At 60.9% G+C, this 25,416-nt stretch carries 23 protein-coding genes; 19 read left to right on the forward strand and 4 right to left on the reverse strand.

The annotated features are described in order from the left end of the window. Window positions 1-100: 100 nt before the first annotated feature. Together AC3WTM_RS28095 and AC3WTM_RS28100 are read right to left on the reverse strand one after the other, a co-directional pair. Complete coding sequence (locus tag AC3WTM_RS28095) at window positions 101-508, reverse strand: PA2817 family protein (RefSeq protein WP_007972361.1); 408 nt, start codon at window positions 506-508, stop codon at window positions 101-103. Window positions 509-582: 74 nt separating this feature from the next. After that, window positions 583-3,030, reverse strand: coding sequence for an acyl-CoA dehydrogenase (locus AC3WTM_RS28100; RefSeq protein ID WP_102669905.1), 2,448 nt, complete (start codon window positions 3,028-3,030; stop codon window positions 583-585). Window positions 3,031-3,279: 249 nt separating this feature from the next. Here AC3WTM_RS28100 and AC3WTM_RS28105 point away from each other — a divergent pair, with 249 nt between their 5' ends. The 4 genes from AC3WTM_RS28105 to AC3WTM_RS28120 all read left to right on the forward strand — a co-directional run bounded on the left by AC3WTM_RS28105 (window position 3,280) and on the right by AC3WTM_RS28120 (window position 6,447). Next, on the forward strand, window positions 3,280-3,939 hold the full coding sequence (locus AC3WTM_RS28105) for a transglutaminase-like domain-containing protein (RefSeq protein WP_057713694.1): 660 nt from the start codon (window positions 3,280-3,282) through the stop codon (window positions 3,937-3,939). Window positions 3,940-3,982: 43 nt separating this feature from the next. Further along, window positions 3,983-4,606 carry a glutathione S-transferase family protein gene (locus AC3WTM_RS28110; RefSeq protein WP_102669904.1) on the forward strand — a complete coding sequence of 208 codons (624 nt, stop codon included), beginning with the start codon at window positions 3,983-3,985 and terminating at the stop codon, window positions 4,604-4,606. 132 nt (window positions 4,607-4,738) lie between these two features. Continuing rightward, window positions 4,739-5,671, forward strand: a complete 933-nt coding sequence (locus AC3WTM_RS28115) for an ABC transporter ATP-binding protein (protein ID WP_102669903.1) — start codon at window positions 4,739-4,741, stop codon at window positions 5,669-5,671. Continuing rightward, the gene (locus tag AC3WTM_RS28120; RefSeq protein ID WP_046037490.1) at window positions 5,668-6,447 is read left to right on the forward strand and encodes an ABC transporter permease; all 780 of its coding nucleotides are present in this window, start codon (window positions 5,668-5,670) and stop codon (window positions 6,445-6,447) included. Before AC3WTM_RS28115 ends, AC3WTM_RS28120 begins: the two co-directional genes overlap by 4 nt. A gap of 81 nt (window positions 6,448-6,528) precedes the next feature. On the opposite strand, the gene AC3WTM_RS28125 is transcribed toward AC3WTM_RS28120, so the two are convergent. Beyond that, window positions 6,529-7,044: a DUF2062 domain-containing protein gene (locus tag AC3WTM_RS28125; RefSeq protein WP_102669902.1), complete on the reverse strand. Its 516-nt coding sequence runs from the start codon at window positions 7,042-7,044 to the stop codon at window positions 6,529-6,531. Window positions 7,045-7,179: 135 nt separating this feature from the next. Here AC3WTM_RS28125 and AC3WTM_RS28130 point away from each other — a divergent pair, with 135 nt between their 5' ends. The 12 genes from AC3WTM_RS28130 to AC3WTM_RS28185 all read left to right on the forward strand — a co-directional run bounded on the left by AC3WTM_RS28130 (window position 7,180) and on the right by AC3WTM_RS28185 (window position 18,634). Next, window positions 7,180-9,414, forward strand: a complete 2,235-nt coding sequence (locus AC3WTM_RS28130; RefSeq protein WP_102669901.1) for a DNA internalization-related competence protein ComEC/Rec2 — start codon at window positions 7,180-7,182, stop codon at window positions 9,412-9,414. Window positions 9,415-9,512: 98 nt separating this feature from the next. After that, on the forward strand, window positions 9,513-10,148 hold the full coding sequence (locus AC3WTM_RS28135; RefSeq protein WP_057713700.1) for a MotA/TolQ/ExbB proton channel family protein: 636 nt from the start codon (window positions 9,513-9,515) through the stop codon (window positions 10,146-10,148). After that, on the forward strand, window positions 10,145-10,573 hold the full coding sequence (locus AC3WTM_RS28140; RefSeq protein WP_102669900.1) for an ExbD/TolR family protein: 429 nt from the start codon (window positions 10,145-10,147) through the stop codon (window positions 10,571-10,573). Before AC3WTM_RS28135 ends, AC3WTM_RS28140 begins: the two co-directional genes overlap by 4 nt. Then, on the forward strand, window positions 10,573-11,583 hold the full coding sequence (gene lpxK, locus AC3WTM_RS28145; protein ID WP_102669899.1) for a tetraacyldisaccharide 4'-kinase: 1,011 nt from the start codon (window positions 10,573-10,575) through the stop codon (window positions 11,581-11,583). The genes AC3WTM_RS28140 and lpxK overlap by 1 nt, the downstream gene beginning before the upstream one ends. A gap of 24 nt (window positions 11,584-11,607) precedes the next feature. Continuing rightward, window positions 11,608-11,793 carry a Trm112 family protein gene (locus tag AC3WTM_RS28150; protein WP_003179363.1) on the forward strand — a complete coding sequence of 62 codons (186 nt, stop codon included), beginning with the start codon at window positions 11,608-11,610 and terminating at the stop codon, window positions 11,791-11,793. After that, window positions 11,790-12,554: a 3-deoxy-manno-octulosonate cytidylyltransferase gene (kdsB, locus tag AC3WTM_RS28155; RefSeq protein WP_102669898.1), complete on the forward strand. Its 765-nt coding sequence runs from the start codon at window positions 11,790-11,792 to the stop codon at window positions 12,552-12,554. Before AC3WTM_RS28150 ends, kdsB begins: the two co-directional genes overlap by 4 nt. Then, a complete protein-coding gene (locus AC3WTM_RS28160) occupies window positions 12,554-13,018 on the forward strand; it encodes a low molecular weight protein-tyrosine-phosphatase (protein WP_102669897.1) in 465 nt (154 codons plus the stop codon). The genes kdsB and AC3WTM_RS28160 overlap by 1 nt, the downstream gene beginning before the upstream one ends. Continuing rightward, window positions 13,015-14,034 (forward strand): UDP-N-acetylmuramate dehydrogenase, encoded by a 1,020-nt coding sequence (gene murB, locus AC3WTM_RS28165; RefSeq protein ID WP_102669896.1) that lies wholly within the window; start codon window positions 13,015-13,017, stop codon window positions 14,032-14,034. Before AC3WTM_RS28160 ends, murB begins: the two co-directional genes overlap by 4 nt. A 241-nt stretch (window positions 14,035-14,275) precedes the next feature. Next, complete coding sequence (locus tag AC3WTM_RS28170; RefSeq protein ID WP_102669895.1) at window positions 14,276-14,746, forward strand: (2Fe-2S)-binding protein; 471 nt, start codon at window positions 14,276-14,278, stop codon at window positions 14,744-14,746. After that, window positions 14,743-17,064, forward strand: a complete 2,322-nt coding sequence (locus tag AC3WTM_RS28175) for a xanthine dehydrogenase family protein molybdopterin-binding subunit (protein ID WP_102669894.1) — start codon at window positions 14,743-14,745, stop codon at window positions 17,062-17,064. Before AC3WTM_RS28170 ends, AC3WTM_RS28175 begins: the two co-directional genes overlap by 4 nt. After that, a complete protein-coding gene (locus AC3WTM_RS28180; RefSeq protein ID WP_102669893.1) occupies window positions 17,064-18,047 on the forward strand; it encodes an XdhC family protein in 984 nt (327 codons plus the stop codon). The genes AC3WTM_RS28175 and AC3WTM_RS28180 overlap by 1 nt, the downstream gene beginning before the upstream one ends. Continuing rightward, the gene (locus tag AC3WTM_RS28185) at window positions 18,044-18,634 is read left to right on the forward strand and encodes a nucleotidyltransferase family protein (protein ID WP_102669892.1); all 591 of its coding nucleotides are present in this window, start codon (window positions 18,044-18,046) and stop codon (window positions 18,632-18,634) included. The genes AC3WTM_RS28180 and AC3WTM_RS28185 overlap by 4 nt, the downstream gene beginning before the upstream one ends. A gap of 97 nt (window positions 18,635-18,731) precedes the next feature. Here the strand turns inward: AC3WTM_RS28185 and rne are convergent, their stop codons facing one another. Next, complete coding sequence (gene rne / locus AC3WTM_RS28190; RefSeq protein ID WP_102669891.1) at window positions 18,732-21,980, reverse strand: ribonuclease E; 3,249 nt, start codon at window positions 21,978-21,980, stop codon at window positions 18,732-18,734. A gap of 702 nt (window positions 21,981-22,682) precedes the next feature. Between rne and rluC the strand changes: the two genes are divergently transcribed. The 3 genes from rluC to AC3WTM_RS28205 are packed head-to-tail and all read left to right on the forward strand — an operon-like array spanning window position 22,683 to window position 25,308. Further along, complete coding sequence (gene rluC / locus AC3WTM_RS28195; RefSeq protein WP_102669889.1) at window positions 22,683-23,645, forward strand: 23S rRNA pseudouridine(955/2504/2580) synthase RluC; 963 nt, start codon at window positions 22,683-22,685, stop codon at window positions 23,643-23,645. Further along, window positions 23,632-24,294, forward strand: coding sequence for an HAD-IA family hydrolase (locus AC3WTM_RS28200; protein WP_102669888.1), 663 nt, complete (start codon window positions 23,632-23,634; stop codon window positions 24,292-24,294). Before rluC ends, AC3WTM_RS28200 begins: the two co-directional genes overlap by 14 nt. A 24-nt stretch (window positions 24,295-24,318) precedes the next feature. Further along, on the forward strand, window positions 24,319-25,308 hold the full coding sequence (locus AC3WTM_RS28205) for a S49 family peptidase (protein WP_102669887.1): 990 nt from the start codon (window positions 24,319-24,321) through the stop codon (window positions 25,306-25,308). Window positions 25,309-25,416: the final 108 nt, after the last annotated feature.

Consider the following 25,416-nt stretch of genomic DNA (forward strand, 5'->3'; position numbering starts at 1 on the left):
TCGCAACGCTGTGCGGTTGCCTGAAGTTGACGGGGGCGGTGAAGGAAAAAAAAGGCCCGCATGCTTGAGCATGCGGGCCTTTGGCATCACTGATTGATGATCAGTGCTTGCTGTCCTGGTTCGACAGCGCCAGCAACTGCTTTTCCTGGTTCCAATCGAAGGGTTCGTCGTTCTGTTCGGCTTCGAAGCGGCGCTCTTCCAGTGCCTGATACAGGTCGATTTCATCATCGGGCATGTAGTGCAGGCAGTCGCCGGCGAAATACCACAGCAGGTCGCGTGGGACCAGGTGAGCGATTTGCGGATAGCGAGTGATGACCTGGCACAGGATGTCCTGGCCCAGGTACTGGCTTTCGATCGGGTCGACAGGCAGTAACGCAAGCAGTTCGTCGAAGCGCTCAAGGAACAAGGCATGACTTTCGTCGGGAACCTGCTCGGCCTCACCTACGGCGACCAGGATGCTGCGCAGGTGGTCGAGTAAAACGAGATGATCGGCAACGATGTTGGACACGAGATAAGTCCTCAAGAGCAAAACGGGCGCGGGAGTATAAAGCGCCCGCGCCCGTTTTTACATGCTTGACGGGATCAGCGGACTTTTCCCTCGGCCAGTGCCAAGGCCTCTTTGTCAAAGTCATCGACATCGATCACCTTGCGCCGGGCCGCCTCGGCTTCTCGCAGGGTTTGGGCTTCCACCGGCTGCAATACACCAGCCTCGAGGGCGGCATCGATCAGCGACTCGCCGGCCACCGGTTTGACCTGACCACTTTTGAGTGCCATATGCAGCTTTTTCTGCAGCGGCTGTGCGGCGCTCAACAGATTGCAGGCGTATTGCAATGCTCCGACCGGATCGTCGCTCGCTTGCGGGCGGTAGCACCCCATGAGCACTTCCTCCAGTGCCGGGTCGCCCTTGGCGCGGCCGATCACCCCTGCGACTTCGGCGCCGAGTTTGTCCGATGGCCCTTTGTGCCGGCGCCCGAACGGGAACACGATCACTCGCAACAGACAGCCCACGACTTTGTTCGGGAAGTTGCTCAGCAGTTCATCCATCGCCCGTTCCGCCTGGCCCAGGCTTTCTTCCATGGCCCAGGTCAGCAGTGGTGCCATGTACTGCGGTGAGTCAAGGTCGTTGTAGCGCTTGAGCGCGGCGGACGCCAGGTAAAGGTTGCTCAATACGTCGCCTAGCCGTGCGGACAGGCGTTCGCGGCGTTTCAGTGCGCCGCCCAGCAACATCATGCTCAGGTCGGCGAGCAGGGCGAACGCAGCGGCCTGACGGTTGAGTGCGCGGAAATAACCCTGGCTGAGTTTGTCGCCCGGGGTGTGCTCCAGATGCCCGAAACCGAGATTGAGCACCAGCGTACTGGCGGCGTTGCCCACGGCGAAACCGATGTGCTTGAGCAGCAGGTCATCGAATTCTCTGAGCGCCTGATCCTTGTCTTCACGGTCGGCGAGGGCCATTTCCTTGAGCACGAAGGGATGGCAGCGAATCGCGCCCTGGCCGAAGATCATCAGGTTGCGCGAGAGAATGTTCGCGCCTTCGACGGTGATGAAAATCGGCGCGCCGTTCCATTTGCGACCGAGGTAGTTGTTCGGCCCCATGATGATCGCCTTGCCGCCGTGCACATCCATGGCGTCGCTAATGCAGTCGCGGGCGCGTTCGGTCAGGTGGTACTTGAGAATTGCCGACAGCACCGACGGTTTCTCGCCCAGATCGACTGCATTGGCAGTCAGCATGCGGGCGGCATCCATCATCCAGGCGTTGCCGCCAATGCGGGCCATGGCTTCCTGGATGCCTTCGAACGAGGCAATCGGCACATTGAACTGCTCGCGAACCTGAGCGTATTGGCCCGTTACCAGACTGGTGAACTTGGCCATGCCGGTGCCCACCGCCGGCAGGGAAATCGAACGCCCGACCGACAGGCAGTTCATCAGCATCATCCAGCCTTTGCCGAGCATCTCCTGGCCGCCGATGAGGAACTCCAGCGGGACGAACACATCCTTGCCCGAGTTCGGGCCATTCATGAATGCCGCGCCCAACGGCAGATGCCGGCGGCCGATCTCGACACCGGCGATGTCGGTCGGAATCAGTGCCAGGCTGATGCCCAGGTCTTCCTTGTCACCCAGCAGGTGATCCGGATCGTAGGCCTTGAAGGCCAGGCCGAGGAGGGTGGCCACCGGACCGAGGGTGATGTAGCGTTTTTCCCAGTTCAGGCGCAGGCCGAGGACTTCCTGGCCCTCCCATTCACCTTTGCAGATCACTCCTGAGTCCGGCATGCCGCCGGCGTCGGAGCCGGCCAGCGGACCGGTCAGGGCAAAGCACGGGATGTCGTCGCCGCGCGCCAGGCGAGGCAGGTAATGATTGCGTTGTTCGTCGGTGCCGTAATGCAGCAACAGTTCGGCCGGGCCGAGGGAATTGGGGACCATCACGGTTGAGGCAAGGTCGCCGCTGTGGCTCGCCAGTTTCATCGCCACTTGCGAGTGGGCATAGGCGGAGAAGCCCTTGCCGCCAAACTCCTTGGGGATGATCAGGGCGAAAAAGCCGTTGTCCTTGATGAATGTCCAGGCTTGCGGCGGCAGGTCCATGGTTTGACCGAGCTGCCATTCACTGACCATGGCGCAGAGTGTTTCGGTCGGCCCGTCGATGAAGGCCTGTTCCTCTTCATTCAATTGCGCCTTGGGATAGGACAGCAGCTTGCTCCAGTCCGGACGGCCACTGAACAGTTCGCCGTCCCACCAGACCGTGCCAGCGTCGATGGCATCGCGTTCGGTTTGCGACATCGGCGGCAGGGTTTTCTGGAACCAGTTGAACATCGGCGCGCTGAACAATTTGCGGCGCAGGTCGGGCAGCAGCAAAGGCGCGGCGACGGCGGCGATCAACACCCAGAAAACCAGCAGCAGCCAGCCCGGTGCGCGGCTGAAAGCGCCCATGGCCACGACATAGATGGCCACGATGACCAAGGCGGGCAGCGGGGCGATGCGGCGGTGGGCCAAATAAGCAATCCCGACCAGCAAAACCAGTATCCACAACAACAGCATATTCATTCCTCCGTGAAACCAGGGCGAACCAGCCCACAGAGCTTAGACGGCATCCGCGAAACAGGCTGGTTGGAGCGATGTGATTCGAATCGTGGGAAACCCCGGATGATTTTCGTGCGACAAATGGGCCGCACACGTGGGAAATACGTTCATTGAGCGAGCGGCAAAGCGGCCATGTTTGGCCGAAACGTCGTTATCTCTGTGCTGAAGCTCTCGCTAGACTCGGGGCTTCCCCAGGAGATTATTTTCATGCGCGAGTATCTGAGTCCCGGCCGCTTCATCGATAGTGACCATCCGTCCGTGGTGGAGTTCGCCGAAAAGCACCGTGGCGCCAGTCGCGATCCGCTAGAGCAGGCGATCAGTCTCTATTACGCCGTTCGCGAAGCGGTGCGCTACAACCCGTACACGTTCAGTCGCGACCCGCAGACCCTGCGCGGCAGTTATGCGCTGGCGGCCGGGGAGAGTTACTGCGTGCCCAAGGCCACGTTGCTGGCAGGTGCAGCGCGGCATTGCGGGATTCCCGCGCGGATCGGCCTGGCGGATGTGCGCAATCATTTGTCGACGCCACGGCTGCTCGAATTGCTCAAGAGCGACATGTTCGCCATGCACGGCTACACCGAGTTTTACTTGCAGGATCGCTGGGTCAAGGCGACACCCGCGTTCAACCGCAAACTCTGCGACCTGTTCAATGTGGCGCCGCTGGAATTCGACGGGATCAACGACAGCGTTTTTCATCCCTTCAACCGCGATGGCGCGAAGCTGATGGAGTACCTGGTCGATCACGGCCAGTTCGCCGACGTACCTGAAGCGTTCTTTTTCGAACACCTGGAAAAGTGCTATCCGCACCTGTTCGGTGAGCAACAGCAACCACTATTGGGCGACATGCAGAGCGATTTGAGTCGCGCCTGATCCGGCGTATGCTGCCTGCCCACTTACCGAAAAAGAGGCGGTCATGCTGAAGATCTGGGGTCGGAAAAACTCGTCGAATGTCAGAAAACCATTGTGGGCCGCCGAAGAACTGGGGCTGGCCTACGAGGCGATCGATGCCGGTGGCGCCTTTGGTGTCGTTGATACACCCGAATACCGCGCCATGAATCCCAATGGTCGCGTGCCTGTCATTGAAAACGACGGTTTTGTGTTGTGGGAGTCCAACGCCATCGTGCGTTACCTGATGGCCTTGCATGCCGACGGCACGGCCTGGTACCCGAATAGTCCCAAGGCCCGGGCCACTGCCGACAAGTGGATGGACTGGACCACCTCAAGCTTTGCCGGCCCGTTCCGTACCGTGTTCTGGGGTGTGCTGCGTACCCCGGCAGACCAGCAGGACTGGCCCGCCATCAAGGCGGCGATCAAGGAGTGCGACACGCTGCTGGCAATGGCCGATCAGGCGTTGGCGAACAAGCCCTACCTGTCCGGAGACGAGATCGGCATGGGCGATATTCCCCTGGGCAGTTTCATTTATGCCTGGTTCGAGATGCCGATCGAACGTGCGCCACAACCGCATCTGCAGGCCTGGTATGGCCGGTTGAAACAGCGTCCGGCGTATCAAAAGGCGGTCATGACCGCGTTGACTTAATACTCACTATCGACACGCTTGACTGTACTTGTGTGGCGGCGACAAGCACCATTGTGCCACTCCGCTGCGGTTGTTTTGTTCGCCGCCGCCCATACTTATCCTTTTCTTCCCTTCTTGGTGCGTAAATCAGATATGAGTTCCGCTCTGTCCATCCGGCAGCTAACCAAAACCTACGGCAACGGTTTCCAGGCCCTGAGTGGTATCGATCTGGATGTCGCCGAAGGTGACTTTTTCGCCTTGCTCGGCCCGAACGGCGCCGGTAAGTCCACGACCATCGGCATTCTCTCGACCCTGGTGAACAAGACCAGCGGCACGGTGAACATCTTCGGTCACGACCTGGACAGGAATCCTGCGCAGCTCAAGCGCTCCATCGGCGTGGTGCCTCAGGAATTCAACTTCAACCAGTTCGAAAAGACCTTCGACATCGTCGTGACCCAGGCCGGTTACTACGGCATCCCGGCGAAAATCGCCAAGGAACGCGCCGAACAGTATCTGACCCAGCTCGGCCTGTGGGACAAGAAGGACGTGCCATCGCGCTCGCTGTCCGGTGGCATGAAGCGTCGCCTGATGATCGCCCGCGCGCTGGTTCATGAACCGCGTCTGCTGATCCTCGACGAGCCGACCGCCGGGGTGGATATCGAGCTGCGTCGCTCGATGTGGAGCTTCCTCACCGAGCTGAACGAGAAAGGCATCACCATCATCCTCACGACCCACTATCTGGAAGAGGCTGAGCAGCTGTGCCGCAACATCGGCATCATCGACCACGGCACCATCGTCGAGAACACCAGCATGCGGCAGTTGCTCAGCCAGTTGCATGTCGAAACCTTCCTGCTGGACCTCAAGGGCGACCTGCCAGCTGCGCCGCAGTTGCTCGGCTATCCGTCCCGGCTGATCGACAGCCACACCCTGGAAGTCCAGGTGGAAAAGTCCATGGGCATCACCGCGCTTTTCACCCAGTTGGCGGAGCAGAACATCGAAGTGCTGAGCCTGCGTAACAAAACCAATCGCCTCGAGGAGTTGTTCGTGTCCCTGGTGGAGAAAAATCTGTCGAAGGTGGCGGTATGAGTTCCGAGCTGCGCCCCAACCTCGTTGCCCTCAACACCATCGTTTACCGTGAAGTCCGGCGTTTCACCCGGATCTGGCCCCAGACCCTGCTGCCGCCGGCCATCACCATGGTCTTGTACTTCGTGATCTTCGGTAATCTGATCGGTCGGCAGATCGGCGACATGGGTGGCTTCACTTACATGGAGTACATCGTGCCGGGGCTGATCATGATGTCGGTGATCACCAACTCCTACGGCAACGTGGTGTCGAGTTTCTTCGGCAGCAAGTTCCAGCGGTCCATTGAAGAATTGATGGTCTCGCCGTTGTCGCCGCACACTATTCTGATCGGCTACACCCTGGGCGGTGTGCTGCGCGGGTTGATGGTGGGGATCATCGTGACCCTGCTGTCGCTGTTCTTCACCCACTTGCAGGTGCATCACCTGGGCGTGACCATTCTGGTGGTGGTGCTGACCGCGACCATCTTCTCGTTGCTGGGCTTCATCAATGCCGTGTTTGCGCGCAACTTCGATGACATTTCGATCATCCCGACTTTCGTGCTGACGCCACTGACCTACCTGGGCGGGGTCTTCTACTCGATCACCTTGCTGCCACCGTTCTGGCAGACCGTGTCCCTGGCCAACCCGGTGCTGCACATGGTCAATGCGTTCCGCTACGGCATCCTTGGCGTATCGGATATCCGCATCAGCGTGGCCATCGCCTTCATGCTGGTTGCGACAGCGGTGCTGTATCTCGGTAGTGCAAGGTTGCTGGTCAGCGGGCGCGGGATGCGGACTTAAGGGATACCGCGTCGCCTGCATCGCGAGCAAACTCGAACACCGCAAAAAAACGGCCTCCCAAGTGGAGGCCGTTTTGCATTCTCACATCCGGCTCTTCTTGCGCCGCTTCCACTGCCTGGCCACCCACCAGCGCCAATACATCATCACCAGGAAGTAGGCCAGTGCACCGAGTACCAGCCCAGTTACCACCGAGCCCAACAGAAACGGTTGCCACAAGGTCGAGATTTCACCCCTGATCCATTCCCAGTTCAGTGAGTCCGGCAACTGCCGGGCGGGAACGTCCATCAGCCAGGCGCCGGTCTGGTAGGTGCAGAAGAACACGGCGGGCATGGTGATCGGGTTGGTCAGCCAGACCAGGCTCACGGCAATCGGCATGTTGCCGCGCACGATGATGGCGAGGATCGCCGCCAGCAGCATCTGTAACGGGATCGGCAGGAACGCGGCGAACAGCCCCACCGCCATGGCGCGGGCAACGGAGTGGCGGTTGAGGTGCCACAGGTTCGGGTCATGCAACAGCGTGCCGAGAAAGCGTAAGGACTTGTGTTCCCTGATGCTCATCGGGTCTGGCATGTAGCGTTTGAATAAGCGCCGGGGCATAGGGCTTCTCGGTCGGTCAGGGCGGCAAGTATGTCTGGATTCCATGAACTGCCTATTCAGATTTTGTGACAATTATTGACGGCGCCTTTGCGACGAGCGGGCTAAGCCTTGAAGGGGACTTTCAAGGACGGGCTTATGCGCACAGGGATGATGGCGCTGGCGTTGGGTCTTTTGACCTTGCGTTTTTTACCGGCATTACCGCCGGTCTGGTTATGGCTGGCGATGCCGTTGGCGGGTTTGATGTTGCTGCCGTTCAGGACTTATCCGGTGGCGTTTTACTTGTTCGGCTTGAGTTGGGCCTGCGCGAATGCGCAGTGGGCGCTGGATGACCGGTTACCGCCGGCGCTGGACGGAGAAACCCGTTGGGTCGAAGGGCGGGTCACGGGCTTGCCCCGGCATGACGACGGGGTCGTGCGTTTCGAATTGACCGACGTCCAGTCCCGACGGGCCCGACTGCCGCAGCAAATGCGTCTGGCCTGGTATGGCGGGCCGCCGGTGAACAGTGGCGAGCGCTGGCGCCTGGCAGTCAAGTTGAAGCGTCCGGTCGGGCTGCTCAATCCGCAGGCCTTCGACTACCAGGCCTGGTTGCTGGCACAACGCATCGGGGCGACCGGGACGATCAAGCAGGGCGAACGCCTTGCACCAGCCCAATGGGCCTGGCGCGATGCAATCCGTCAGCGTTTGCTGGCGGTGGATGCCCAAGGGCGAAACGGCGCGTTGACGGCGTTGGTGCTCGGGGACGGCGCCGGGTTGAGTCGCGAAGACTGGCAGGTATTGCAGGACACCGGCACGGTTCATCTGTTGGTGATTTCCGGGCAGCACATCGGATTGCTGGCGGGCGTCGTGTATCTGCTGATCGCCGGCCTGGCCCGCTTAGGGTTATGGCCGAACCGTCTGCCATGGTTGCCCTGGGCGTGCGGCCTGGCATTCGCCGCTGCGCTCGGCTACGGGATGCTGGCCGGTTTCGAGGTGCCGGTGCGACGGGCCTGCTTGATGATTGGTCTGGTGTTGTTGTGGCGTCTGCGGTTCCGTCATCTCGGCGCGTGGTGGCCACTGTTGTTGGCACTCAACGGCATTTTGCTGCTGGCGCCGCTGGCGAGTCTCCAGCCTGGTTTCTGGCTGTCTTTCGCGGCCGTGGCAGTCTTGATATTGACCTTCGGCGGACGTTTGGGGCCGTGGCGTTGGTGGCAGACCTGGACCCGTGCCCAGTGGTTGATTGCAATCGGGCTATGCCCGTTGTTATTGGCACTTGGGTTGCCCATCAGTCTGAGCGGGCCGCTGGCCAATTTGTTTGCGGTGCCCTGGATCAGTCTGGTGGTACTGCCACCGGCGTTGCTCGGGACGCTGTTGCTGCCGGTGCCTTATGTGGGTGAGAAATTGCTGTGGCTGGCGGGCGGTCTGATTGACGGTTGGTTCAGCGGATTGGGGTTCGTATCCGGTCAGGTTCCTGCGTGGGTGCCCGCGGCAGTCCCGATATGGGCCTGGGCAATCGGTGCTATTGGCGCCTTTTTGCTCTTGCTGCCGCGAGGCTTGCCGATGCGCCCGTTAGGGTGGCCCATGTTGTTGATGCTGGTTTTTTCGCCCAGGCCGATGTTGCAGGAGGGCATGGCTGAAGTCTGGCAACTGGATGTCGGTCAAGGTCTGGCGATCCTGGTGCGCACTCGGCATCACACGTTGCTGTATGACGCCGGACCGCGTTTCGGAGAACTCGACCAAGGGGAAAGGGTGGTGCTGCCGGCATTACGCAAATTGGGGGTGAAGGGCATAGACCTGATGCTGATCAGCCACGCCCACGCCGATCATGCTGGCGGTGCCCCGGCGATTGCCAGGGGGGTGCCGGTGAAACAGGTGGTCAGTGGTGAACCGTCAGACTTGCCTGCACAACTTCAGGCCGGGAGATGTGAGAGCGGTCGGCAATGGACCTGGGATGAAGTCGATTTCCAGCTCTGGCACTGGCCATTGGCCGGCGACAGCAACCAAAACTCCTGTGTCTTGCTGATCGAGGCCAATGGCGAACGGCTGCTGTTGAGTGGCGACATCGATGCCGCCGCCGAGAGAGCCCTGCTGGACAGTCCGTTGGCCCGGCCCACCGATTGGCTGCAGGCGCCACACCACGGCAGTCGCAGCTCGTCCTCCAATGCCCTGTTGGATGTTCTGCAACCCAAAGGTGCGCTGATCTCCCGCGGGCAGGGCAATTCGTTTGGCCATCCGCATCCCACGGTCATCGCGCGTTATCAAAAACGTGGAATGGCGATCTACGACAGCGTCGAACAGGGTGCCATTCGTCTGCAACTGGGACGCTTCGAGCCGCCGTGGTCATTGCGCCAGGAACGGCGTTTCTGGCGCGATCCGCCGCCCTTGAACCCATAACCGAGCGTTATCAAAGCCCGACCGGATGCGACATCACGGTCTTCGGTGCGTCCACCCCCTATGTTAGAGTGGCGCACTTTTTCGAGGGGGCTGTCACTGTGTGGGAATTGGTCAAATCCGGCGGCTGGATGATGCTGCCGATCATTTTGAGTTCCATCGCGGCCATGGCGATCGTTGCCGAGCGTCTGTGGACCCTGCGAGCCAGCCGCGTGACCCCGGAGCACTTGCTCGGGCAGGTATGGGTCTGGATCAAGGACAAACAGCTCAATAAGGAAAAGCTCAAGGAACTGCGCGCCAATTCGCCTTTGGGCGAGATCCTGGCGGCCGGCCTGGCCAACTCCAAGCATGGTCGCGAGATCATGAAGGAGTGCATCGAAGAGGCCGCTCAACGGGTCATCCATGAGCTCGAACGCTACGTCAACGCCCTGGGCACCATTGCTGCCATGGCCCCGTTGCTGGGTTTGCTCGGTACCGTGCTGGGCATGATCGATATTTTCAGCGCGTTCACAGGCTCAGGCATGACCACCAACGCCTCGGTACTTGCCGGTGGTATTTCCAAGGCCCTGATCACCACGGCTGCCGGTTTGATGGTTGGTATCCCGGCGGTATTCTTCCATCGATTCCTGCAACGTCGGATCGATGAACTGGTGGTAGGGATGGAGCAGGAAGCGATCAAACTGGTCGAGGTAGTGCAGGGCGACCGCGACGTGGACCTGGCCGGGAGCAAAGCGTGAAATTCCGCCGCAAACCACGGGAAACGGTGGACATCAACCTCGCGTCGCTGATCGACGTGGTGTTCATCCTGCTGCTGTTTTTTGTCGTGACCACCACCTTCACCCGTGAAACCCAGCTGCGGGTCGATCTGCCGGAAGCGGTCAGCGGCGCGCCGGCCGACGATCAGAACAAGCCTCTGGACATCGCCATCAGTGCCGACGGCGTGTTCTCGGTGAACAACCAGATCCTGCCGAAAAGCGACCTGGCGTCGCTGATGGACGCGCTGCAAAAAGCAGCCAATGGCGATACCAACCGACCGCTGTCCATCAGCGCTGACGGCAAGACACAGCATCAGTCCGTGGTGATCGCCATGGATGCGGCCGGCAAACTCGGCTTCAGCCATTTGCGCATGACCACCATCGAGGCTGCGCCCCCGGCGCCCTGATGGCCATGTCCGATCGATTGCTCGCCGCGTGGTACGCAAGTCATCCGGCCCTGAAACTGTTGCAGCCACTGGAGTGGCTGTACCGGCGCGTGGTCATGAACAAGCGCAAGCGCTTTCTGGCCGGTGAGGGCGAGATCTATCAGCCACCGGTGCCGTTGATCGTGGTGGGCAACATCACCGTGGGTGGCACCGGCAAGACACCGCTGATTCTGTGGATGATCGAGCATTGCCAGCGCAGTGGCCTGCGGGTCGGCGTGGTCAGCCGCGGCTACGGCGCCAAACCGCCGCAACTGCCATGGCGAGTCGAGGCCGAGCAAGGCGCCGAGGTCGCCGGTGACGAGCCGTTGCTGATAGTCCAGCGCACGGGCGTACCGCTGATGATCGACCCCAATCGCAGCAACGCTGTCAAAGCCTTGTTGGCCAGTGAGCCGCTGGACCTGATCCTGTCCGACGACGGCATGCAGCACTACCGCATGGCCCGTGACCTGGAACTGGTGCTGATCGACGCCGCCCGTGGCCTGGGCAATCGCCGTTGCCTGCCTGCCGGGCCATTGCGTGAGCCGGTCGAGCGCCTGCAAAGCGTCGACGCGGTCCTCTACAACGGTGCCGTGACCGACCGCGATGACGGCTATGCCTTCCAGTTGCAACCCACCGCGCTGGTCAACCTGCGCAGCGGCGAACGGCGTCCCCTCGACCATTTTGGCGCAGGCCAGGCCGTGCACGCGGTGGCCGGCATCGGCAATCCACAACGTTTCTTCAAGACCCTCGAAACGCTACACTGGCAGCCGGTTCCACACGCGTTTGCCGACCACGCTGAATACAGCGTGGAGGCGTTGAATTTCACGCCGTCATTGCCGTTGGTGATGACGGAAAAGGACGCGGTGAAATGCCGTGCCTTTGCCGCCGCCGACTGGTGGTACCTGGCGGTCGATGCTGTGCCGTCGCTGGCCTTCGTGGCCTGGTTCGACACGCAGTTGATGCGCCTGCTGCCGGCTCGTTTGTTGCCTTAACTCCGTTTTTTCCAGGGAATGCTCATGGACACCAAATTGCTCGATATCCTTGCTTGCCCGGTCTGCAAAGGCCCGCTCAAGCTCAGCGCCGACAAGACCGAGCTGATCAGCAAGGGTGCAGGCCTGGCCTACCCGATTCGCGACGGCATCCCGGTGATGCTCGAATCCGAAGCGCGCACCCTGACCACCGACGAGCGCCTGGATAAATGACCACAGCCTTTACCGTCGTCATTCCATCGCGTTACGCCTCCACACGCCTACCCGGCAAGCCGCTGCTGCTGATCGCCGGCAAGCCGATGATCCAGCACGTCTGGGAACAGGCGAGTAAAAGCAGCGCCGAGCGGGTAGTGGTGGCCACCGACGACGCGCGCATCGTCGAGGCCTGCAATGGCTTTGGCGCCGAAGTGGTGTTGACCCGCGAAGATCACAACTCCGGCACCGATCGCCTGGCCGAAGTCGCGATGAAGCTGGGCCTGGCGCCCGACGCTATCGTGGTCAACGTCCAGGGCGACGAACCGCTGATCCCGCCGAACGTGATCGATCAGGTGGCCGCCAACCTGGCAGCCCACGCCGAAGCGCGCATGGCCACGCTCGCCGAGCCGATCGAAGACGTGGACACCCTGTTCAATCCCAATGTGGTCAAGGTCGTCAGCGACCTCAATGGCCTGGCGCTGACGTTCAGCCGCTCTACCTTGCCCTGGGCGCGGGATGCCTTCGCCGTGAACCGTGAGCAGTTGCCCGAAGGTGTGCCGTACCGCCGCCATATCGGCATTTATGCCTATCGCGCCGGATTCCTGCAGGATTTCGTCAGCTGGGGTCCATGCTGGCTGGAAAACACCGAGTGCCTGGAACAACTGCGTGCGCTGTGGCACGGCGTACGAATTCACGTCGCCGATGCATTGATCGCGCCGCCGCCCGGTGTCGACACCATTGAAGACCTTGAGCGCGTTCGTCGCCTGCTGGAGGCGTGATGCGGGTTCTGTTTGTCTGCCTGGGCAACATCTGTCGCTCGCCCACGGCCGAAGGCGTGCTGCGGCATAAGTTGCGTGAAGCAGGGCTGGCCGATCAGGTCGAAGTCGCTTCCGCCGGCACCGGTGACTGGCATGTCGGCAAGGCGCCGGACAAGCGCAGTCAGGCCGCGGCGAAGCTGCGCGGTTATGACTTGTCCGCCCAGCGCGCCCGGCAAGTCAGTCGTGCCGATTTCGCCACCTACGACCTGATCCTGGCGATGGACAACAGCAACCTGCGCAACCTCAAGGCCTTGCAGCCGGCCAAGGGCAAGGCCGAATTGGACCTGTTCCTGCGTCGCTACCAGTCGCCAGTCGATGAAGTGCCGGACCCGTACTACGACGGCGAACAAGGCTTCGAGCAGGTGCTGGACCTGATCGAGCACGCCAGTGATTTGCTGCTGATCGAATTGAAGGGACGGTTATGAGTTTGCAGGTTCAATCACAGGTTTCGCTCAAGCCGTTCAACAGCTTTGGCGTGGATGTCCAGGCCCGGCTGTTTGCCGAGGCCCATAGCGACGCCGATGTGCGCGAAGCTCTGGCCTATGGGCTGGAGCACAAGGTCCCGGTGCTGGTGATCGGCGGCGGCAGCAACCTGTTGCTGACGGCGGATATCGAATCACTGGTTCTGCGCATGGCCACGCGCGGGATTCGCGTGCTGAGCGATGAGGGCGACAAAGTGGTGATCGAGGCCGAGGCAGGCGAGCCCTGGCATCCATTTGTGCAACACACACTGTCCCTGGGGCTGTCCGGCCTGGAAAATCTCAGCCTGATTCCCGGCACTGTCGGTGCGGCACCGATGCAGAACATTGGCGCTTATGGCGTCGAGATCAAGGATGTGTTCGCCGGCCTGACCGCCCTCGATCGCCAGACCGGCGAACTGCGCGACTTTACCCTGCAAGAGTGCAACTTCGCCTACCGCGACAGCCTGTTCAAGCAGGAGCCGGGGCGTTGGTTGATCCTGCGTGTGCGTTTCGCCCTCGACCGAGCCGCGCATCTGCACCTGGAGTACGGCCCGGTGCGCCAGCGCCTGACCGAACAAGGCATCGAGCATCCGACCGCCAGCGATGTCAGCCAGGCCATTTGCAGCATCCGCAACGAAAAACTCCCGGACCCGGCCGTACTCGGCAATGCCGGCAGCTTTTTCAAGAACCCTTTGGTGTCGTCGGCGCTGGCTGCACGGCTCAAGGGCGAATACCCGGACCTGGTGGCCTATGCGCAACCCGACGGGCAGATGAAACTGGCCGCCGGTTGGCTGATCGAGCGGGCAGGGTGGAAAGGTTTCCGTGAAGCCGATGCTGGCGTGCATAAATTGCAGGCGCTGGTGCTGGTCAACTATGGAGCCGCGACGGGCCTGCAACTGCTGAACCTGGCGCAGCGCATCCAGAAAGACATTCTCGAGCGTTTCCATGTCGATCTGGAAATGGAGCCGAACCGGTATTGAGCTAAGCTTTCAAGACGGATCAAAAAGCCCTGCACAATGTTTGTTGAGCAGGGCTTTTTTGTTAATGCTCGGTTAACTTAGTCAGCTAACGATGCACATTCTTGCTCCACCAAAGGCCCGGTGCAGACGATTCGCGTCAGCATAAGAGAGCCCATTAGCCTGAGTCGATCTGCGTGCGACCCACCGAGATCCAGCGGCAGATTGCTCGACCCCATAACTCAAGACCTATGCGGGCGTGCCCATGATTACCCTGAAACTCAATGGTCAAGACCATCAACTCGACGTCACCGAGGACATGCCGCTGCTCTGGGCGATCCGCGACGTGGCAGGTTACAACGGCACCAAATTCGGCTGCGGCATGGGCCTGTGCGGCGCCTGCACCATTCATATCGAAGGAGCTCCGGCACGCAGTTGCATTACGCCCATCGGCTCGGTCGTCGGGCAGAATGTCAGTACCATCGACAACCTGCACGTCGATCCGATCGGTAAAGTCGTGCAGCAAGCCTGGCTCGACACGGCAGTGGCTCAATGCGGCTTCTGCCAGGGCGGGCAAATCATGTCGGCGACGGCACTGCTCAAGACCCATCCGAACCCGAGCGACGAGCAGATCGAAGAAGCCATGGTCGGCAACATCTGCCGCTGCGGCACCTATAACCGTATCAAGACCGCGATCCGTCAGGCTTCCACTCACCTGAAGGAGGCCAAGGCATGAGCCGGTTACTGAATGATTTAGCCCTGAGCAACCTCAGTCGCCGTGGTTTTCTCAAGGGCGTGGGGGCGACCGGTGCGCTGGTGGTCGCCGCGAGTTGGGGCTGGCAAGACGCCTTTGCCGAAGAGAAAGAGAAGAAGTTCGGCGCCGACGGCATGCCCCACGGCTGGGTCGACGATCCGAAAGTCTATGTGAGTATCGCCGCCGATGGCACGGTGACCGTTATCTGCAACCGCTCGGAGATGGGCCAGGGCGTGCGCACCAGCTTGACCATGGTGGTGGCCGATGAACTGGAAGCCGACTGGGCGATGGTCAAGGTACAGCAGGCCCCCGGCGATGAAGTGCGCTTCGGCAATCAGGACACCGACGGCTCGCGCAGTATGCGTCACTGGTACGAGCCGATGCGTCGCTGCGGTGCCGCCGCACGCACGATGCTGGAACAAGCCGCCGCTGACCAATGGAAAGTGTCAGTCGGCGAGTGCCAGGCGCAACTTCATAAAGTCATTCATAAACCGTCGGGCCGCGAACTGGGCTATGGCGCGCTGGCCGCCGCCGCTGGTGCGTTGGCCGTGCCAGCGCGAGAAAGCCTGAGACTCAAGCAACCTTCGGAATTTCGATATATCGGTAAGGAAGGCACCAAGGCCATCGACGGTGAGGACATCGTCAATGGTCGTGCGGTGTACGGCGCCGACGTGCACTTCGACGGCATGCTGTACGCAACCATCGCGCGGCCCACGGTATATGGCGGCAAGGTAAAAAGCTTCGATGGCAGCGCGGCGATGAAAGTCCCAGGCGTGGTCAAAGTGGTACAGATCGAAAGCCGTCCATTGCCTTCGGAGTTCCAGCCCCTGGGCGGCATCGCCGTGGTGGCGAGCAATACCTGGGCGGCGATAAAGGGCCGTGAGGCACTGAAAATCGAATGGGACGACGGCCCCAACGCCAGCTACGACTCGATTGCCTATCGCAAGGAACTCGAAGCCGCCTCGCTCAAGCCCGGCAAGGTGGTGCGTAAAACCGGCAACCTCGATGAGGCCATGGCCAGCGCCGATAGCACGCTGGAAGCCTCCTACTACTTGCCGCATTTGTCACAGTCGCCGATGGAACCGATGGTCGCCATTGCGCGGTTCAAGGACGGTGCGTGCCAAGCCTGGGGGCCAAGCCAGGCGCCGCAGGTCACCCGGGAGCGGATCGGTGAGCGTCTGGGCCTGCCGTTCGACAAGGTCACGTTCAACGTGACCCTGCTCGGGGGCGGGTTCGGGCGCAAGTCCAAGCCTGACTTCATCATCGAGGCCGCCATCCTCGCCAAGGAGTTCCCCGGCAAAGCGGTGCGGGTGCAATGGACCCGCGAAGACGACATCCACTGTTCCTATTTTCACACCGTGTCGGCCGAATACCTCAAGGCCAGCCTGAACAAGGATGGCCTGCCATCCGGCTGGTTGCACCGTACGGTGGCACCGAGCATTACCGCGTTGTTTGCGCCGGGCATGAACCATGAGGCGGCGTTCGAACTGGGCATGGGGTTCACCAACATGGCATATGCGATCCCCAACATTCGCCTGGAAAACCCCGAGGCAACGGTGCATACCCGGGTAGGTTGGTATCGCTCGGTGTCGAACATTCCCCATGGTTTCGCGATCCAGAGTTTTATCGATGAACTGGCGCACAAGGCCGGGCAGGATCCGCTGAAGTACCAGATCAGATTGCTCGGCCCGGACCGTCAGATCGATCCGCGTACCTTGAGTGAAGAGTGGAACTACGGCGAATCCCCCGAGCGTTATCCGATCGATACCGCGCGCCTGCGCACGGTACTGGAGACCGCCGCCAAAGCCGCCGGTTGGGGGCGTGAGTTGCCCAAGGGACGTGGCCTGGGCCTGGCAGTGCATTACAGCTTCGTGACCTATGTGGCGGCGGTGATCGAGGTGGAGGTCAAGGACGACGGTACGCTGGTGGTGCACAAGGCTGACATCGCCGTCGATTGCGGTCCGCAGATCAACCCCGAGCGGATTCGCGCGCAATTCGAAGGCGCCTGCGTCATGGGCCTGGGTAATGCGGTGCTGGGGGAAATCAGTTTCAAGGATGGCAAGGTCCAGCAGGATAACTTCCATATGTACGAAGTGGCGCGCATGTCCCTGGCGCCGAAAGAAGTGGCGGTGCATCTGGTGACGCCGCCGGGTAATGTCCCGTTGGGTGGTGTGGGTGAACCGGGCGTGCCACCGATTGCGCCGGCACTGTGCAACGCGATCTTCGCCGCCACCGGCAAACGCATCCGCAATCTGCCGGTTCGTTATCAGCTGTCGGGTTGGCAGAAGGCCGGCGCCTGATGGACAGCGCCGATCTGAACGTCCTGCGCAGCGTGTTGCAATGGCATCGCGCCGGTCAGCGGGTGGTGTTGTACAGCGTGGTCGAAACCTGGGGCACTGCGCCCCGGGCACCGGGTGCCATGCTGGCCTTGCGCGAAGACGGCATGGTGATTGGTTCGGTCTCGGGCGGGTGTGTCGAAGATGATTTGATTGCCCGGCTGCACGACGGACGCCTCGCACTTGACGGGCCGCCGGTGCAATTGATCACCTACGGCGTGACCCGCGAGGAAGCCGCGCGTTTCGGCTTGCCCTGTGGTGGCACCTTGCGCTTGACCGAGGAGCGTATCGACGACGGTGGTTGGGTCGAGCAATTGCTCGCCCGTTGCGAGGCCCATGAAATCGTTGCGCGTGAACTGAACCTGACCACCGGCGAAGTACTTTTGCAGCCGGCCAGTAAAACTGACGTGTTGACGTTCGACGGGCAGACCCTGCGGGTGATCCATGGCCCGCGCTGGCGCTTGCTGCTGATCGGCGCGGGGCAGCTGTCGCGCTATGTGGCGGAAATGGCCCGACTGCTGGATTTCGAGGTGCTGATTTGCGACCCGCGTAGCGAGTTCGTCTACGGCTGGGAGGAACAACACGGACGATTCGTTTCGGGCATGCCGGATGAGGCGGTATTGAATATCCAGACCGATGAACGCACGGCTATCGTGGCCTTGACCCATGATCCCCGTCTGGATGACATGGCGCTGCTCACGGCCCTGGATTCCAGTGCTTTTTACGTCGGAGCGCTGGGATCGCGGGTCAACAGCCAGAAGCGTCGGGAAAACCTGGCTCAACTGGGTTTGTCGCAATCGGCGATTGACCGCTTGCATGGTCCGATCGGTTTGCACATCGGCAGTCATAATCCAGCGGAAATTGCCTTGTCGCTCATGGCGGAAATCGTGGCGGTAAAGAACGGCATCGAACTGAAACAGAAGAAAGTCCTGCGGGAGAGCGTATGAGCAAATCCATCGGCGTTATCGTGTTGGCAGCGGGGCAGGGCAGCCGGTTTCGTCAGGTGGCGGGTGCCGAAAAGGATAAATTGGTAGCCGATTGCACCGGGCGTGACGGTGTGGTGCGGTCCGTCATCGAGCACACATTGGTCAACCTGCCGACGACGCTGGACAAGCGCGTGCTGGTGACCACTGCTGACCGCCCGCAAGTGATTCGCATGGCTCAGGCCTATGGCTGCGAGATTGCGCTGATCGAATCGACGGGAATGGGCGACAGCATTGCCGCGGGAGTCGCTGCCTGCAAGCAACTCGATGGCTGGCTGATGGTGCTGGGGGATATGCCGTTCATCCTGCCATCGAGTATCGAGCAAGTGGTGGCGGGGATTGGTGATGACAGTATTAGCGTACCCGTGCAGGACGGCGGGTACGGGCATCCGGTCGGTTTCGGACGGGACTTCGCGGCGGGGTTGATGGCGCTATCGGGGGATCGCGGCGCCAAGCCGCTGTTCGCCCAAGGGCGGGTGGTTGAAGTGAGCGTGGATGATCCTGGTGTGGTGTGGGATGTGGATGTGCCGCAGGCATTGATCTTCAAGTAGTTCCAGAGGGGATCCCACAAGGAACCGTGTGATTGCACGAGACATGAAAAAGCCCCGCCTGGGATCACCAGGCGGGGCTTTTTAGTGACGGATGGAATCAGACGAGCGGTTTAGGCTCGTGTTCTTTTTCCTGGGCTTGCTCGTGTTGCTCTACCGCTTCCTGAACGGAGCGCGGTGCTTCGTGGATCACCGACTCAACCGGCTCGGCAGCCACTTCGGCAGCCGGGGCAGGAGCTGCCTCAACCACTTCAGTAACAACCGGTGCAGGCTCGGCAGCGACAACCGCTTCAGCTGGAGCCGCAGCGGCAGCCAGTTCAGCTTCCTTCTGCAGACGCTCGGCTTCACGCTTGCGACGACGCACTTCACGCGGGTCGTTAGGCGCACGGCCACTTGGCGTCAAGGCGCTGGCAGGAGCGGCTTCGACTACCGGAGCAGGTGCCTGGGCAACGACCGGTGCTTCAACCACCGGTGCTGGAGCCGGTTCCGCGGCAGCAACCACCGGCTCGGAAACCATGGCTTCAGCCACTTGGGTTTCAGCGGCAGGTGCAGCGGCTTCAGCGACGGCTGGCTCGGCAACCCAGTTGAATGCGGTTTGCTCTTCGCGAACTTCTCGCACGGTGTCAGTGACGGTTTCAACAACCGCTTCCGCAGCCTGGGCAGGTGCTTCTACCACTGGTGCTGGCTCGGCAGCCGCTTCAACAGCAGGCTGAGCTTCTGGCGCTGGCGCCACTTCGATTTCCGGCGAGGCGGTGACTTCGACCGGTGTGGTCGCTTCAACGACTGGCGCTTCAACCGGAGCTGCTTCCAGGGTCGCGGCAGTGGCGCGTTCGGCTTGCACATTGGCTTCAGCTTCTGCTGGAGCGCTGATCACGCTGCTGGCAACAGCTGCGGTGACAGCCAGTCCGGCGGCCAGATCGGCAGTGCTTGGCGCTTCAGCGTTTTCGCCGGACTCGGACTCTTCCGAACCTTCGATCACGTTGCCGTTGGCGTCACGCTGACGCTCGCGACGGTTGCTGCGACGACGCTGACCACGGGAGCGGCGGCGTGGACGATCACCTTCGGCGCTTTCCTGACCGTCTTCCGACAGTTGTTCTTCGCTGGTGGTCAGTTCTTCTTCAGTTGCGGCTGCGGCAGCTTGTTCGGCACGTGGCTGACGTTCTTCACGCGGTGGGCGTGGCGCGCGTTCTTCACGTGGCTGACGAGCCGGGCGTTCTTCAGCGGTAGCAGCCGTAGCGATAGCAGCGGCGGCCGGAGCAGCTGGAGCGGCATCCAGAGGCTCGCGCAATTCACGAACGCGTTCTTCACGCTCGCCACGTGGCTTGCGATCTTCACGCGGAGCGCGCGGTGCACGCTCTTCACGAGGCGCGCGTGGTGCGCGTTCTTCGCGGGCTACCGCTGGCGTCTCTTCGCGGGTTTCGCGAGGTTCACGCACTTCCCGCGGCTGACGCTCTTCACGCGGTTCACGTGGTGCGCGTTCTTCACGCGGTGCACGCTCTTCGCGAGGCTTGCGCTCTTCATCGCGGCGACCGTTACGGTTGCGGCTCTGCTGGCGACCGTTGCGACGCTCTTCGTTGCGGGCCGGACGCTCGGGGGCAGGTTTTTCAACCACAACCGGTGCGGCAGGCTCTTCCTTGGTGGCGAACAGGCTCACCAGCGACTTCACCAGGCCTTTGAACAGGCTTGGCTCCGGTACGGCGGCCGGGGCAGGGGCTGGAGCGGTCACTTCGGTCGGCACAGGAGCGTTGGCGCGGGCCGGGGCCGTTTTGACCGCAGCTTCCTGGCGAACCAGAGTGCGGGTCGCAGCGGCTGGCTGGACTTCTTCGACTTCGGCAGCGGCAGCGGCGATTTCGTAGCTGGACTGGTTGGTCGCGGCTTCCGGGCTGTCGTCACGCAGGCGCTGTACTTCGAAGTGCGGTGTTTCGAGGTGATCGTTCGGCAGGATGACGATGCGGGCACGGGTGCGCAGTTCGATCTTGGTGATCGAGTTGCGTTTTTCATTGAGCAGGAACGCCGCCACCGGGATCGGCACTTGTGCACGAACTTCGGCGGTACGGTCTTTCAGGGCTTCTTCTTCGATCAGGCGCAGGATCGCCAGGGACAGCGATTCAACGTCACGGATGATGCCGGTGCCGTTGCAACGCGGGCAGACGATGCCGCTGCTTTCACCCAGGGATGGACGCAGGCGCTGACGGGACATTTCCAGCAGGCCGAAGCGCGAAATGCGACCGACTTGCACGCGGGCGCGGTCGGCTTCCAGGCATTCGCGGACTTTTTCTTCCACGGCGCGCTGGTTCTTGGCAGGGGTCATGTCGATGAAGTCGATGACGATCAGGCCGCCGATGTCGCGCAGGCGCAACTGACGGGCGATTTCCTCGGCCGCTTCAAGGTTGGTTTGCAGTGCGGTTTCTTCGATGTCGCTGCCTTTGGTGGCGCGCGCCGAGTTGATGTCGATGGACACCAGGGCTTCGGTCGGATCGATAACGATGGAGCCGCCGGAAGGCAGTTCGACAACGCGCTGGAAAGCGGTTTCGATCTGGCTTTCGATCTGGAAACGGTTGAACAGCGGAACGCTGTCTTCGTACAGTTTGATCTTGCTGGCGTACTGCGGCATTACCTGGCGGATGAAGGTCAGGGCTTCGTCCTGGGCTTCAACGCTGTCGATCAGCACTTCGCCGATGTCCTGGCGCAGGTAGTCGCGGATCGCGCGGATGATCACGTTGCTTTCCTGGTAGATCAGGAATGGCGCGGCGCGGTCCAGCGAAGCTTCCTTGATGGCGGTCCACAGTTGCAGCAGGTAGTCGAGGTCCCACTGCATTTCTTCGCTGCTGCGGCCAAGGCCTGCAGTGCGCACGATCAGGCCCATGTCGGCCGGGGCAACCAGACCGTTCAGGGCTTCACGCAGTTCGTTGCGCTCTTCGCCTTCGATGCGACGGGAGATACCGCCGGCACGCGGGTTGTTCGGCATCAGCACCAGGTAACGACCGGCCAGGCTGATGAAGGTGGTCAGGGCTGCGCCCTTGTTGCCACGTTCTTCTTTTTCGACCTGAACGATGACTTCCTGGCCTTCGCTCAGGACGTCCTTGATGTTGACGCGACCTTCCGGGGCTTTCTTGAAGTATTCGCGGGAGATTTCTTTGAGGGGCAGGAAGCCGTGGCGCTCAGAGCCGAAATCGACAAAGGCAGCCTCGAGGCTTGGTTCGATGCGAGTAATCCGGCCTTTATAGATGTTGGCCTTCTTCTGCTCGCGTGCACCGGATTCGATGTCCAGGTCGTAGAGGCGCTGGCCATCTACCAGTGCAACACGCAACTCTTCGGGTTGAGTTGCGTTAATCAGCATTCTTTTCATGTAGTACCGTCGGTTTCCGGGCTGCCGGAAACGGCGTTCGGCACACACGACTTCTCACGGTCGGTGTCAGGTGCGTCGGGAGTGGTTGGCCATTTCCCGTGTCCAGCGAAGTCCGGCCAATGTGGGCCTTCGTCGCGACGTACGCGTCCTGCTTGCTGTGGCTACTTAAGCACTCAGTCAGGAGGAGGAATCAACCAGCGGCTGTGGACGAGATGAAGCGTCTTGAGAAAGCCTGTTGCTACACAGTCCGGCGGTTGTGCATCTCCACCCTACACGTATCCCTGATAATTCGGGTGCTGCCGCGCGCAGAATCCGCAGCGGGTTGGCATTTACCGTGAGCTCCGAAAGGGGAGGTCACGCATCATGGCTAATTTAGGCGTTGTTTCCGTTGCCTTCGCTCGGGGTCATTCGCAGCTGACTGCACTTTGTGAACTGGCCGTGAATATGGCTCGCAAAACGAGTGGAAAACTCTGCTTTGTGGCGTGATTCAGGCCTCATGTCACCTGCGCTCGTTACACCTGCAAACTCCACCGTTACGTAGCGAAAGCCCCGTAGGACGGCCTCGCGTCCTGGTGAATTGCGTTGGTCAGGGCCGGTTTTTGACCGTTGGTCCGCTGTCCAGGCCGCTTTTGGCGGCGTTCGCGACTATAGCAGCAATGATTAAGTGCTTCAATTCCATAAAAAATTGTTATCATCCGCGCCATGACGACGACTACCCCCCCGACTCCAGGCGTACAACTGCTTGAGGTCTCGCCGGAATATGCCGGCCAACGCATCGATAATTTCCTTCTCGCCCGACTCAAAGGCGTGCCCAAGACCTTGATTTACCGCATTTTGCGCAAGGGCGAAGTGCGCGTGAACAAAGGTCGGATCAAGCCAGAGTACAAGCTGCAGGCGGGCGATATCGTGCGCGTGCCGCCGGTTCGCGTGCCTGAGCGCGACGAACCGGTGCCGCTGGCACAAGGCCTGTTGCAGCGGCTTGAGGCCTCGATTGTCTTCGAAGACAAGGCGCTGATCGTGATCAACAAGCCCGCGGGCATTGCTGTTCATGGTGGCAGCGGCCTGACTTTCGGGGTGATCGAAGCCTTTCGTCAGTTGCGCCCCGATTGCAAAGAGCTCGAACTGGTTCACCGTCTCGATCGTGATACGTCCGGCCTGTTGATGATCGCCAAGAAGCGCAGCATGTTGCGCCACTTGCACACCGCATTGCGCGGTGATGGCGTCGACAAGCGCTATATGGCGCTGGTCCGCGGTAACTGGGCAAGCTCGATCAAACAAGTCCGTGCGGCGCTGGGCAAGAGCAATCTGCGCTCCGGCGAGCGCATGGTCGAGGTCGACGAGGAGGAGGGGAAGGAGTCCGTGACCGTGTTCAAGGTCCTGCGCCGCTTCGGCGACTTTGCCACCCTGATCGAAGCCAAGCCGATTACCGGCCGGACTCACCAGATCCGCGTCCATACCTTGCACGCCGGGCATTGCATCGCTGGCGACACCAAGTATGGCGATGAAGGCTTCAGTAAGGAAATCCGCGATCTGGGCGGCAAACGCCTGTTCCTGCACGCCTACATGCTGACGGTGCCGCTCCCCGATGGTGGTGAGCTGAAGCTGCAAGCGCCGGTCGACGAGATGTGGGCCAAAACCGTGGAGCGATTGAGTGCGCCCATCTGATTACAAGCTGCTGATCTTTGATTGGGACGGCACTCTGGCCGATTCCATTGGTCGGATTGTCGAAGCGATGCACGTTGCCTCGCAGCGTTCCGGTTTTGAGCTGCGCGATGATCTGGCTGTCAAGGGCATCATCGGTCTGGGTTTGCCGGAAGCGATCCGCACCCTGTACCCCGAAATCGGCGACGCCGAGCTGATCGCGTTCCGCGAGCACTACGCTGAGCATTACATCGCGTCGGAGGCTGTGCCTTCGCCGCTGTTCGAGGGTGTGGTCGAGTCGCTCGAGGCTTTTCGTGCCGAGGGCTATCATCTGGCTGTGGCGACCGGCAAGGCCCGTCGCGGGCTGGATCGAGTGTTGAAGTCCCATGGCTGGGAGAATTACTTCGATATCACTCGCGCTGCCGACGAAACCGCCAGCAAGCCCCATCCGCTGATGCTTGAGCAAATTCTCGCCCATTGCGAGGTTGGCCCGGAACAGGCGTTGATGGTGGGTGATTCGTCCTTTGATTTGCAGATGGCGCGCAACGCCGGCATGGGTTCGGTGGCCGTCGGTTATGGCGCTCAATCGATCGATGCGTTGAAGTTGTATGAGCCGCGACTGGCCATCGACCGTTTTTCAGAATTGCATGCCTGGCTGAATCAGTGGGCTTAACCGGTTGTTTTTGGGGTGGATGGCATGACCGACGAATGGAAGGCGCCCGCCAAGGCAAGCGCAGAGAGCAGTGACGACAAAAGCTGGAAACTGCTGGAAAAGACCCTGCTGGCCGGGATACAGGAGCAGCGCCGGTCCCGACGCTGGGGGATATTCTTCAAGTTTCTGATTTTTGTGTATCTCTTAGGCGCCATTGTCCTGTTTTCGCCTCTGATGGATATGGAAAAGGCCGGCACTCTTGGTGCCAATTACACGGCGCTGATCGATGTAAGAGGCGTGATTGCCGACAAGGAGTCGGCCAGTGCAGACAATATCGTTGGCAGCTTGCGTGCGGCTTTTGAGGACAAGAAAGTCAAGGGCGTCATCCTGCGCATCAACAGCCCTGGCGGCAGTCCGGTGCAGTCGGGTTATGTCTATGACGAGATCCGTCGTCTGCGCGGTCTGCACCCGGACATCAAGCTCTATGCGGTCATTTCCGATCTGGGGGCTTCCGGCGCTTACTACATCGCCAGTGCGGCGGATCAGATCTACGCCGACAAGGCGAGCCTGGTCGGCTCCATCGGTGTGACGGCAGCCGGTTATGGCTTTGTCGGCACCATGGAGAAGCTGGGTGTCGAGCGTCGTACCTACGCCTCTGGCGAGCACAAGTCGTTCCTCGATCCGTTCCAGCCACAGAAGCCGGAAGAAACCGCCTTCTGGCAGGGCGTGCTCGATACGACCCACAAGCAGTTCATCAATAGCGTCAAGCAGGGTCGTGGCGACCGCCTGAAAGACAAGGAGCATCCGGAGCTGTTCTCTGGCCTGGTCTGGTCCGGCGAGCAGGCACTGCCATTGGGGTTGATCGATGGGCTGGGTAATGCCAGTTCGGTTGCGCGGGATGTGATCGGTGAGAAAGAACTGGTGGACTTCACCGTTCAGGAATCGCCATTCGATCGCTTTTCGAAAAAGCTCGGCGCCAGCGTGGCTGAGCATTTGGCAATGTGGATGGGTTTTAACGGTCCGTCACTGCGCTGATTCTGACGTGACATGAAAAACCGGCCTGCGTGGCTAATGCCAGTCAGTTAAGCTGACTGGCATTTTTCTTTCTGATCGGATATTTCGGCGATTTGAGTCGGATGGCCC

It is taken from the genome of Pseudomonas sp. EU05-FHT14B02 (genome assembly GCF_058791055.1).